At 23.9% G+C, this 12,715-nt stretch carries 10 protein-coding genes; 7 read left to right on the top strand and 3 right to left on the bottom strand.

Annotation, left to right across the window (positions count from 1 at the left end; genetic code table 11):
* Nucleotides 1-278 precede the first annotated feature (278 nt).
* From Q0087_RS04855 to cobK, 5 genes are all read left to right on the top strand, one after another.
* Entirely contained in the window at nucleotides 279-830 is a 552-nt protein-coding gene (locus Q0087_RS04855; protein WP_297898549.1) for a LemA family protein, read from the top strand.
* Nucleotides 831-964: 134 nt separating this feature from the next.
* The gene (locus tag Q0087_RS04850; protein ID WP_297898548.1) at nucleotides 965-2,782 is read left to right on the top strand and encodes a DUF2207 domain-containing protein; all 1,818 of its coding nucleotides are present in this window, start codon (nucleotides 965-967) and stop codon (nucleotides 2,780-2,782) included.
* 48 nt (nucleotides 2,783-2,830) lie between these two features.
* Nucleotides 2,831-3,361: a UPF0146 family protein gene (locus Q0087_RS04845; protein ID WP_297898547.1), complete on the top strand. Its 531-nt coding sequence runs from the start codon at nucleotides 2,831-2,833 to the stop codon at nucleotides 3,359-3,361.
* A 278-nt stretch (nucleotides 3,362-3,639) separates the two neighbouring features.
* Entirely contained in the window at nucleotides 3,640-6,252 is a 2,613-nt protein-coding gene (locus tag Q0087_RS04840; protein WP_297898546.1) for a cation-translocating P-type ATPase, read from the top strand.
* A 128-nt stretch (nucleotides 6,253-6,380) separates the two neighbouring features.
* Entirely contained in the window at nucleotides 6,381-7,223 is an 843-nt protein-coding gene (gene cobK / locus Q0087_RS04835) for a precorrin-6A reductase (protein WP_297898545.1), read from the top strand.
* 77 nt (nucleotides 7,224-7,300) lie between these two features.
* On the opposite strand, the gene Q0087_RS04830 is transcribed toward cobK, so the two are convergent.
* The 3 genes from Q0087_RS04830 to Q0087_RS04820 all read right to left on the bottom strand — a co-directional run bounded on the left by Q0087_RS04830 (nucleotide 7,301) and on the right by Q0087_RS04820 (nucleotide 10,296).
* A complete protein-coding gene (locus Q0087_RS04830) occupies nucleotides 7,301-7,903 on the bottom strand; it encodes a TetR/AcrR family transcriptional regulator (protein ID WP_297898544.1) in 603 nt (200 codons plus the stop codon).
* Nucleotides 7,904-8,399: 496 nt separating this feature from the next.
* Nucleotides 8,400-8,615, bottom strand: coding sequence for a hypothetical protein (locus tag Q0087_RS04825; RefSeq protein ID WP_297898543.1), 216 nt, complete (start codon nucleotides 8,613-8,615; stop codon nucleotides 8,400-8,402).
* Nucleotides 8,616-9,978: 1,363 nt separating this feature from the next.
* The gene (locus Q0087_RS04820; RefSeq protein ID WP_297898542.1) at nucleotides 9,979-10,296 is read right to left on the bottom strand and encodes a multidrug efflux SMR transporter; all 318 of its coding nucleotides are present in this window, start codon (nucleotides 10,294-10,296) and stop codon (nucleotides 9,979-9,981) included.
* 270 nt (nucleotides 10,297-10,566) lie between these two features.
* Between Q0087_RS04820 and rimI the strand changes: the two genes are divergently transcribed.
* Both rimI and carA read left to right on the top strand, forming a co-directional pair.
* On the top strand, nucleotides 10,567-11,025 hold the full coding sequence (rimI, locus tag Q0087_RS04815; protein WP_323383776.1) for a ribosomal protein S18-alanine N-acetyltransferase: 459 nt from the start codon (nucleotides 10,567-10,569) through the stop codon (nucleotides 11,023-11,025).
* Nucleotides 11,026-11,556: 531 nt separating this feature from the next.
* Nucleotides 11,557-12,663, top strand: a complete 1,107-nt coding sequence (carA, locus tag Q0087_RS04810) for a glutamine-hydrolyzing carbamoyl-phosphate synthase small subunit (RefSeq protein WP_297898541.1) — start codon at nucleotides 11,557-11,559, stop codon at nucleotides 12,661-12,663.
* Nucleotides 12,664-12,715: the final 52 nt, after the last annotated feature.

Raw genomic sequence — 12,715 nt, 5'->3', positions numbered from 1 at the left:
AAATAGATTAATGTAAAATAAAATAGTAATATATTGTTAAAAGAAATATTATAATTAATATAAATAATAAATAGATTAATCAAAATAAAATAATAACATATTGTTAAAAGAAATAATATAAATAATAAATAGATTAATGTAAAATAAAATAGTAATATATTGTTAAAAGAAATATTATGATTAATATAAATAAATTAATGGAAATAACATATATAAAAATAGATAATTAAAATATAATAGTAATATATTACTAAATTAAAATAAATTAAGGTGTGAATATGTGGTTATATTTAATAATAGGAATAATTATAATTATAATTCTTTTGGTTATAATGTTTTTATATAATGGTCTTGTGGGTGCAAGAAATAAAGTTAAAAATGGTTGGGCTCAAATTGATGTTCAGTTAAAAAGAAGGATAGATTTGGTTCCAAACCTTGTTGAAACTGTTAAGGGTTATGCAAGTCATGAAAGTAAAGTATTCACTGAAATTACTGAGGCTAGATCTAATTTAATGAATGCTGATTCTGTCAAAAAAGTAGAAAATGCAAATAATCAATTAACTGAGGCAATTAAATCTTTATTTGCTGTAGCAGAAAATTATCCTGATTTAAAAGCTAGTCAAAATTTTCAGGATTTACAAAGGCAGTTATCTGAAACTGAAGATAAAATTGCTTATTCTCGTCAATTTTACAATGATACTGTTTTAATGTATAATAACAAATGTCAGATGTTTCCTTCAAATTTAATTGCTTCCTTATTCCATTTTAATGAAGCTGATTTCTTTGAAGCAAATGAAACTGATAAAGCAGCACCATCTGTTAAATTTTAAAATTTTAAATAAAATATTTAATATAGAATTAATTATCTCAAATAAAATTTTTTGAAAATTTTAATTTTTTAGTAAATGATTAATTCTTTTTTAAAAATTTTTAATTCTACTTTTTATGATAGGAGTTATTAATTATGAATAAAAAATCAATAATTCTATTATCCTTATTAATTTTTATTTCGCTAGCTGTTTTTACTAGTGTTAATTTTGCTGAAGATGGAGATAGGAGTTATTCAGTACCTTTTGCAAATGTTCATTTATATATTCAAGAAAATGGTAGTCTTCATGTTGTTGAAACATTACATTATTCTTTTTCTGGAACTTATCATGGGGTTAAACGATATATTCCTCTAAAAACCGGAGAGAAAATTGAAAATTTGAAAGTAACTAGTAAAGGAGCTTATTCCACATTTCAAACTTCAAACGATGGCCAACAGGAAAATATAATTGTCTACTTATATTCAAACCCTGAAAAAACTGACCCTATCACTAGTCAAAATGTCGATATAACTTATGAGTATGATTTTTTAAATGTTATTAACCTTTATAATGATGGTGCCACTCTTCAGTATACTTTATGGGGAAGTGGATGGGACTTTGATTTAGGTAAACTCAACACATATATACATTTAAACAATAAAACTGGAGTAAAATATTGGTTAAACCCTTCTAATCTAATATTAAATGATAAATGGGAAGGAAATACTATTTCAGCTACTTCAAATCAGATAAATTCTGGAGATCTTCTTGAAGTGAGAATGGTTATACCAAAAACCTATTTTAATGATCCTATTTATGCATTTGTTAAGGAAGGAAATGGTTTAACTAATTTTGAAAATATACAAAAGCAATATGAATGGGGAATAAATTTTTTTGGAATGTTTTATAATATTTTAAGTATTATATTTATATTAATAGCTATTGTTCCTATATTTATATATTTTAAATATGGCAGAGAACCAAAAATTCTCTATAATGGCATTTATGAACATGAACCTCCTACTGATGATTCTCCAGGTATTGTAAATGCACTTTATAAAGGTAATGTTGGTTCTGTGGATATGAATGCTTTTAAAGCTACTATATTAAATTTAGTAAATAAAAAATATATTAAAATGGAAAATTTTGATGATTATTCTATTGACTCAAAAGATGAAGATGCAAATAACCCTGCAATGATTTTTGATGATAAATTAAATAAATCCGATCTTGAAGATTCAGAAGAAAGAGCATATGATATTTTAAAACTGTTTGCAGATAATCAAAATAGGCTAGATTTAAATCAGTTTGAAAGTGATATGAAAAAGGAATTTCATGCTAAAAAGTTTAGAGATTATTTTAATGCATGGTCTAGTGATATTGAATATGAAGCTAATACTGGTATTGAACGATTTTTTATTTCAAAAGGATATAATTTAGCCCGTATCGTGGGATTTTTGGGAATTATTCTCTCTGGATTAACATTGTTTTTAATATTCTTTGCATTAATCCCATTTAACATGGTAGAATCAATTAATAATCTTTTTTATACTTCTATTATATTACTTTTATCTTCTATTATAACTATATTATTGCCTAATCATATTTTTGGGCATTGGACTATTGAAGGTAGAGAAAGAGAAGAAAAATGGAAGAATTTTAAAAAATATTTAAATGATTTTAGTTTGATTAAAGAACATCCTCCTAGTTCTATTGCTATATGGGATAAGTATTTGGTTTATGCAACCGCATTAGGAGTTGCCAAGTCTGTTCAAAAATCCATGGAAAAATTAATCCCAAAAGAAACTCTTGATTCTAGTGATAGCTATATATTTTATAATTATGGGGGAACATATTTATTGTTTTCAAGTTTTGATTCTGGTATTTCTACAGCAACTTCTGCCGATTCTGCAAATGTAGGCGGTGGAGGCTTTGGTGGAGGCTCTGGTGGTGGAGGAGGTGGAGCATTTTAGTGTTCCATCATCTTTTATTAATTTTTTATAAGTATTTTTGGAGATATTATGTGGGAAGATTTTGCTGAATATATATATAATTACTGTAATGACATTATAAACAAAAAAAATAAAATTGGGGCTATTAATAAAATTAATATAAATGAAAAGCTCAGAGATTTTAATTTTGAATTTAATATTCAAAATGCAAATTATAATAATCTAAATAATCAAAAAGATAAATATTCATGTAAAATTGTAGAGATAGCAATTGGTAAATTTTTTGGAGTTTCTAATTATATTATTAAAAACTTTAAGTCTAATAATATAAACTTTTTGGCAACGGATATTAACCCTGCAAAAGAAAATATTCTTTTAGATGATATTAAAAATCCTAATATGGATATATATTCTGACGCGGATTTAATATATTCAATTCGCCCTCCTCAAGAGTTACAACCATATATTGGGAATATTGTGAATAATACCAGTGCTGATCTGATTATAAAACCTTTATTTAATGAAGATTTAAATTTAGGATTAGATATGAAACTTGTAAACTATAAAAAAGCTGCTTTTTACCAAAAGAAAAATATATAACGATATATAAATCTTTTTTATTATTTTTTATTATAGGTTATTATTTTTAATTTTTTAACATATCTCATTTTTTCATTATATATCAAATTATAAAAATATAAAAAGTATAAAAATCAATATGTATAAGCATATTTATTAATAATATACAAAAAAATAGTTATTTTTAAAATAATCTTATATTTTAATTTAACTGTTAAATAAATAATAAATATTTTTTTCAAGTTCAAACTATAATATTTTTAAGTATATGATCATTTTTATAAGGAATAAGGGATTTAATGACTAGTTTAGATAAAATTTTTAAGAAATATGGAACTGGAATTAATGGTTTAACTAAGGAAGAGGCTAATAATCGTTTAGCTAAATATGGTAAAAATGAACTAGATGAAGATGAAAAAGATCATCCTATTAAGTTATTTTTTATGCAATTTGTTGATATATTAATTGCTCTTCTAATTGTAGCTGCTGTAGCTGCATTTTTTGTAGGAGAAGTTGTCGATTCATTGGTAATCTTAATAGTTGTTATATTGAATGCAGTAATCGGCTTTATACAAGAATATCGTGCAGAAAAAGCTATGGAAAAATTGAAGAATCTAGTTTCTACAGAGGCAGTAGTAAAACGTAACGGTGAATTTGAGAAAATACCAGGTACTGAACTTACTATTGGGGATATTGTTGTTTTAGAAGAAGGAGATAAGATTCCTGCAGATATCATCATGATTGAAACATCTGATTTGAAAATAGATGAATCTTCTCTCACAGGAGAATCTTTACCTGTACTTAAAGATAGTAATAGTGATATTGGCGAAGATGATAATGAAGATGCTATCTTAAACATTGAAAAAAGCTCTCATGATGAAAATATAAGAAAAAGATTTTCTTATATGGATTCTAATGTTATTTCTGGTAGAGGAATGGGTATTGTAATAGCTATTGGTATGGATACTTCTATTGGTAAAATAGCTGAAATGATTCAAGAAGAAGATACAAAAACACCTTTACAGGAAAAAATTGCTAATTTAAGTAAAACACTAGGGCTTATAGCGGTTATTGTCTGTGCACTTGTATTTGCTTTACAATTTTTCCAAGGAAATGATATTGTTTCAACATTTATGACAGCTGTTTCACTTGCTGTTGCTGCTGTTCCAGAAGGTCTTCCAGCAATTTTAACACTCACTCTTGCATTAGGTATGCAACAGATGGCTAAATCAAATGCGGTTGTTAGAAAGCTTTTAGCTGTAGAAACTCTTGGTTCTTGTACTGTTGTATGTACTGATAAAACAGGCACTCTTACCTTAAATAAGATGACTGTAAGGGATGCGATTTTTAATAATGAAGAAAAAGCACTTCAAATTTGTGCTCTATGTAATAACTCAAGTATTAAAGATGGAAAAATAATAGGGGATCCTACCGATGCAGCAGTAATGTTGTATGGGGAAGATAATGGTTATTTAAAATCAGAATTAGAGAAAAACTATCCTAGAATTAAGGAAATTCCTTTAGACAGTGTTAGAAAAAGAATGACTACTATTCATGAAACTGGGGATAATAATAATGAGTCATCTATATCTTCCAGTAGAAGTTTATATGCTTTTAGTAAAGGTGCTCCAGAAATTATTTTAGGATTATGTAAATATATAGATAATAATGGGACTATTGAAATTCTTGATGAAAAAACCAAGGAGATTATTAGTAACAATATTAGTGGAATGACAAATTCAGCACTTAGGGTTTTAGCTCTTGCTTATAAAAAAATTGAAAATAATAATTTGGATATAAATAGTTTAATCGAAAATCCTGATGAAGTAGAAAAAGAGCTTATTTTTGTTGGTTTAGCTGGTATGATGGATCCACCAAGACAAGAAGCTAAAGATGCAGTTGCTTCATGTAAAACAGCAGGAATAAAAGTTGTCATGATTACTGGGGATCATCAATCTACTGCATCTTCTATTGCAAGAGAAATTGGTATTTTAAATGATGGAAAAGTTTTAACGGGTGCTGAGCTAGATAAGTTAGATGATAATCAATTCATGGATATTGTTCAAGAGGTACAGGTGTATGCTAGGGTTTATCCTGAACAAAAGGTTAGAATTGTTGATGCTCTCCAGAAACATAAAAATGTTGTTTCAATGACTGGTGATGGGGTAAATGATGCTCCAGCACTTAAAAAAGCTTCAATTGGTGTTGCAATGGGAAGTGGAACTGATGTTTCTAAAGAATCTGCTGACATGATTATTCAAGATGATAATTTTGCAACAATCATACAAGCTATTAAAGAAGGAAGAAAGATATTTGATAATATAAAAAGATTTGTTAAATTCCAAGTTTCAACTAATGTTGGGGCTATTTTGACAATTGTATCTGCATCACTACTTAGTTTACCTGTTCCATTTAATCCTATTCAAATTTTATGGATTAATATTATAATGGATGGTCCACCTGCACAATCACTTGGTACAGAAGGTGCTGAAGAAAATATAATGGATAGAGCACCAGAAAAAGGAAATATATTAAATAAAAATACCCTTACTAGAATAATTATTGCAGGACTTGTAATGGCTGTGGGTACTTTACTTCTTTATTTCTATGAGTTAACTTCTACTAATGGAAATATAAAAATAGCCACTACTGTTGCTTTCACAGTGTTTGTAATGTATCAGTTATTTAATGCAATAAATAACAGGGCAAATTCAAATGAGAAAAATAATTTCTTTTGGATAGCTATTTCAGTTTCATTCTTACTACAACTTTTAGTTATTTATTTGCCTTACTTACAAGGGATTTTCCGAACAACTGCTATTGGAATCACTGAATGGGTACTTATTATAATTGTAGCTGCTACTATTCTTGTTTCTGAGAAAATTTTAAATAAAGTTATGGATAAAAGATAAAAATTTAAAATTTTCAATTTTTTTATTTTATGCTATCTACAATTGTAAAATAGTTTAAATAATAATTTTTGGAAATATTAATTTTTTCATTGGAATAATGATTATAATAATGTTTTTTGAGGAATATAATGCAAAAAAATTTATCAGCAAGGTTTAAAATTTTTTTAATGGGTGGAACGAAAGATTCTATTAATATAATCAAATTTTTAAAGAATGAATATTTTTCAAAAAATTCTTCTTTAAAATACCCTCCTTATATTTTAACTACTACTACAACAGATTATGGTGCTGAAATTGCTAAAAATGCAGGTTCTGATAAAGTAATAAGTAAACCTTTATCTAAAGAAGAAATAGTTAATATTTTAACATCGCCTAAAAATAAATTTGATATTTTCATTGATGCAACTCATCCATTTGCAACAAATGCTACACTAACAGCAATTGAATCTTCTAAAACAGCCAATATTCCTTATCTACGTTTTGAAAGACCAGATATTGATTATTCTAGATTTAAAAATTCTATAATTTTTGTGAATTCTTTTAAAGAAGCAGGTAAATTAATTAATAATGAATTTCAATCGAAAAATATACTTCATTTGGCAGGAGTAAATACTATTGAATCAGTTTTAAAATTTAATCAGATAAATTTAAGGAATTTTTTTGTAAGAGTTTTACCTGTAAAATCTTCTATTGAAAAATGTAATTCTTTGGGAATTAGTGGTGAAAATATAATTGCTATGCAAGGAGTTTTTTCTAAAGAATTTAATAAAATATTAATGAAAGAATTTAAAACAAATGTTATAATTACAAAAGATAGTGGAGAAACAGGGGGATCTTTTTCAAAAGTAAATGCTGCATATGAATTGGGAATTGATATAATATTAGTTAATAGGCCTAAAATATCTGATTTAAATATTAATAATAGTATTAGTAATTTGAATGAACTTCAAATATTTTTAGATAAATTTTAAATTTTATTATTTCTTTTATTAATTCTAATTAAAAGGTAGTGAAAAATATTTTAATTAAATTTTTAGATTTAATTATATCATTTTAGGATTTTTTCAATAATTTCAAGATTAGAAACTATGAGTTCTTCGGGTTTGTAATTAGAATTCAGCCATATTTCCACGGTTCCTCTCATATTCGAAAAAATGAAAAAAGCCATTTTTTCTGAATCAATATCTTTATTTATTTCTCCTTTATCTTTTGTTTCATCAATTAATTCTTTAAAAAATTCTATACCTTCTAAACCTGCATTAGTAAATAAATGCCTATATTCTGGGTATTGATGATAAATTCCTGCAAACATTAGATAATATTCTTTCGAATTAATATTATGCCCATCTATTTGAATATTTTTTTTATTACTATTAATTTCATTACCGAAGGAATAATAATAAAGAATTTCCAACTTTTTTATTAAAGGAATCTCAAGACTTTTTATATATTCTTTTTGATCATCTGTAATATCTACAAGATTTTTTTTTACTAGATAAAATAATATTTCTTCTTTATTTTTAAAATGATGGTAAATTGAGCTAGTTGAAAGGTTAGCTTTTTTTTTAATTTGTTTTATAGATACATTATTATATCCATGCTCAAGAGATAATAAAAATGTTGCTTCTATTATCTTTTCTTTTGTGTTCATAATCCTTAAACCATCTTCATTTATTTCTATCTATAATATTACCTATTATCTATTATCTATTATTTATTATTTATTATTCATTATTCATTATTTAATTAGTGGATATTATTCATTAATATATTAATTATTAAAATTTTAAATAATATTGGCTTATAATGAAGAGGGTTATATTAAAATCTAGATACTTATTTGAATCAAAATTAAAATATAAAGAAAATAATGATTGATTATTCTTAAAAAAAATAAAAAAATGTTAAATATTATAATTAGTCTAGATTATAAGTAAAAAATAGAAGAAATAAAATATATTATAAATATTTAAAAATAAAATAATAATAAATGAAATAATAGAATAAATATAAAATTTTTTGATTATTTATGATTGAATAATTATAAAAAAGGAGTAATATTATAAACTATTAATTAATATCTTTTTTTCTTTAATTATACATAAAAACCCTAATAATTTGATTATAGTTAATAATTTTTAAATTGATTATAGTTGTAGGTGAACATATTCTAAGTTTTTAACATCCTTATAATTAAAAGTCTCTCCTTTATTATTGTCATATATTATTTTTATAGTTTTTAAATCATCATTTAAAAAAATAGTTCTAACTTTTAATTTGCAATCTTCCACATTTCTGTGGGTTATAAAAACTTTTTCTTCATTATTAGATTTCATTTCAAATTTAACTTTTTTGACTTTCATAATAAAAAATCCATACTATCCTAAATTTATTTTTATCATAATATTGGTATTAATAATAGTAATAATATTAGTAATAATATTAGTAATAATATTAGTAATAATAATAGTAATAATTATTATAATAATAATTTTTTATTTTCATAGTGGTAATTAATAAGTTTTAATTATAACTAAATTGATTAAAAATAATTATTTAAAATTTTAATCGATATTAATGTATTTTACAATCATCTATTTATTAGTCTTTGTAGGAGAATATCCAATATCAAGAGTGATATCCCCCCAAGAGTTATTCTTGTTTTAATATATAAGCTTTACTCTTTTTAGTAAACATATCTTGACATAAGCGGAATGAATATTACTCCTACATTTAATATTACATTGTTTTTCTATATAAATGTTTTATTTTTAAATACTATACATTATTACTTAGATATTTACTATTTTAGAAATAGCGAATATATTAACAATTTATTATATGATAATTGTGCATTATTAAAAATAAAACATACTATAGAAATAATAAAAGCTATCTATTTAAAATGAGAGAAAATATTTTGAAATTTTTTAGTTTAATTTAGATTAATTTTGTAAAACTATTTAAAAATAAATATTTTAAAAATAATATATGAATATAAAAAGTAAATTTTTAATAATTTTACTTTTTATATTGTGTTTGATCGAATCCACCTTTCAATCGACAACTAGCAAATTACATATAAAACTATAAAAATTCTCTTGATAAATAACTCTTATAAAATTTATCTTTTTATTAGTTTTAGATTAATGTAATTTCACTTCACTTCTTTTATTAATTGCCAATGCTATATAAAGGTTTTGGTTTATTTTTTAAAAAAACGACTATTCTGCACTCTTTTTAGAAAATAAAGAAGCTTTAGAAAGAATCGGATTAAGTATGGTCACATCTCAAAGATTTATATCTTATTTCACATAAATCTTTATAATTATTGTCTATTTAATAAAATAATTAATTAAGGAACCTTTTCTCAACTTCAAATCATATCTTAAAAATCTTTTATGTATTGATCTGTTTTTTATAACTTGTTATGCTTTTTTAAATTGTTTTTTTATTAGAAATAAGTTTTTTTAACTTGCATATCTCTTTTAAAATGATTTTAATTCTTTTCAATATTTTTTTTGAAAAATTTAATTTTCATTTAAATTTGTCCTATTGGATTTGCTAAAATATTAAATAAAAGATTTTATTATTCATAATTTAAAATCCTATAAATATTAAAATTAGGGATTTTTATTATTCTATTTAGATTATTAATAATTTTCATTCAAAATATATGGTTAATTTTTAGAAGTATGCTCTTTGATTAAGAAGTATGCTCTTTGATTAACTTGAAATTTTCAAGCCAATAATGCCACCAACGATTAACATTATACAAAATATTCTAGTAATTGACTTTAATTCACCTAAAAAAACCATTCCTATTATGGCTACTCCAACAGCACCAATAGCTGTCCATATTGCATATGCAGTTCCAATAGGTATGTCTTTTAATGCTAAAGATAAGAAAAATAAGCTAGCTGCCATAATAATAATTGTTACAATAGACATTGATATGTTTTTAAAACCTTCTGAAAATTTTAGTGATATTGCCCAACCAATTTCTGAGATTCCAGCTATGATAAGAAATATCCAAGGATTCATAAATTTATATTATATTTTTGAATATATAAATTTACATTATTATTGGGATTTATTATTCTGTTTATTATTTATTCTGTTTAATATTACTAAATTTACTCATATCTTTTTATAATACTATTATTTTTTTATATTTTTTTTTATTTTATACTAATATTTCTATTTATTTGATATTTATATTATTATTTACATAAGAATTAAATATTATAATATCAAAAAATTATTTATTATTAGTTAAATCTTTGTTAAATTATTGTGAGTGAAAATTTATTTATGAGTATTATGATAATCAGAGAATTTCGTCTAGATGATTTGAATAGGGTTTATGAAATTGAGAAAATAACTATTCCTAATCCTTATGATATGGATATACTTAGAAAACTTTTTGATTTTGGAGCAGGTTTTTTAGTAGCACAAATAAAAGATACTGTTGTAGGTTATATTATTTTTTGGATAGTTGAAGAGGATAGGGGCCATGTAATATCCTTAGCTGTTGATCCAGATTATAAAAGACAAAAAGTAGGTTCAAGGCTAATTAATACTGCAATTGCAACATTCATGAAGTTTAATATATTTAATATAACTTTAGAAGTAAATGCAAAAAATAAAGATGCTTTAAATTTTTATAAATCTATTGGATTTAAATCAAATAAAAAAGTATCAAATTATTATGAAGATGGCTCTGATGCTTATAAAATGTCTTTTGAATTATTTAATAATACTGATATTTAATAATACTGAATAAATTTAACTACATCATGGTTCATGATTTTATTTTTAATTTTATAATTTTAATTATTAAATATAATTTAAACTGATTCTAATTTTTCATATTTTAATCAAATTATATAAAATTATATAGTTTGATTTTAGATATATAATTAAATTTAATTATTATTAAATTCATAATTTATAATGTTGATTGATTGATAATTATTTATCATAAGTTTTAAATATCTTCTTATCTTATTTAATAAAGGAGCTTTAAAAAAAGTTTAAATATTGAAATAGTTTTTTAAGATATTTTAAGTTAATATAATTATATATAATTTATGTATAAATTTTTATAATTAAATTATTATAATTCTTGATATTTTCTATTATATTTTATTATATTTTATAATTTGGTATTATTAGATATTTTAATAATTATTTAATAAAATTTTATCTATTTAATACTCCATATGCGATTTAATTAAATTGTGATTTAATTAAATATTGGGATTAAAATTTTACTATTTATATTTCTTCAATGGTGATTTAATGGAAAAGGGAGCAAAAACAAACGATAATGCAACGGCAAAAATAGCTTTGGAAGATGGAACTATAATTAAAGGAGAGGGATTTGGTCATGAAACAACTTCAACTGGAGAAATTGTTTTTACAACTGGGATGACTGGTTATGTTGAAGGATTAACTGATCCTTCTTTCAAAGGCCAAATAATGATGTCAACTTATCCTCTTCAGGGTAATTATGGTGTGAGTGATGATTGGTATCAGTCAGCTAAAATTCAAGTTGAAGGATATATTGTGAGAGAAGTTTGTAAAAATCCTTCTATTTATTCATCACAGAAAACTTTAGATGAATTTTTAAGAGAATTTAAGATTCCCGGTATTAGTGGAATTGATACAAGAGAGTTAACAATAAAAATTCGTCAAAAAGGAACTATGAAATGTGCATTATCTACAGAAGAGATTGATGATAGTGAACTCATTGCACAAGCAAAAAATCAGCTTAGTATTGTTGATATGGATTTAGTTCCTCAAGTTTCAACTAAAGAAGTAGTTACATTTGGCGAAAATTTCAAACAAAAGACGGCCTTAATTGATTGTGGGGTTAAGAAAAATATTATTGATGGTTTTTTAGATAAAGGTATTGGTGTTGTTCTTTTTCCATACAATTCTGATTATAAATCAATAATGGAATATGATGTAGATGGGTTGATGATCTCTTGTGGCCCTGGAAATCCAGAAAAACTAACCGAAACAGTCGAAACTATAAAAAAATTATCAAATAAGCTTCCTATTTTTGGTATTTGTATGGGTCAGCAAATTATAGCTAAATCTTTTGGAGCTAAGATATATAAAATGAAATTTGGTCATAGGGGATCTAACCAACCAGTTAAAGATCTTGAAAGTGGTAAAGTTTTTATAACTTCTCAAAATCATGGGTTTAGTGTTGATAATGATTCTTTAAAAGATTCTCCATTAAAATTAACTCAAGTTAATCTTAATGATAATACTCCTGAAGGTTTTACTCATGAAGAATTATTAATTAATTGTGTACAATACCACCCTGAAGCAGGTCCTGGTCCAAATGACACTAATTTCGTTTTTGATAAATTTAAAAAGATGATGGATGAATATTAATAATATTTTTTAATATGAGTTTATCATAATATTTTAATGTTAATTATGTTTA

It is taken from the genome of uncultured Methanobrevibacter sp. (assembly GCF_937881195.1).
Taxonomy (GTDB): domain Archaea; phylum Methanobacteriota; class Methanobacteria; order Methanobacteriales; family Methanobacteriaceae; genus Methanobinarius.
Note: the sequence above shows the minus strand (reverse complement) of the source record. Positions and strands in the feature narration are given on the sequence as shown.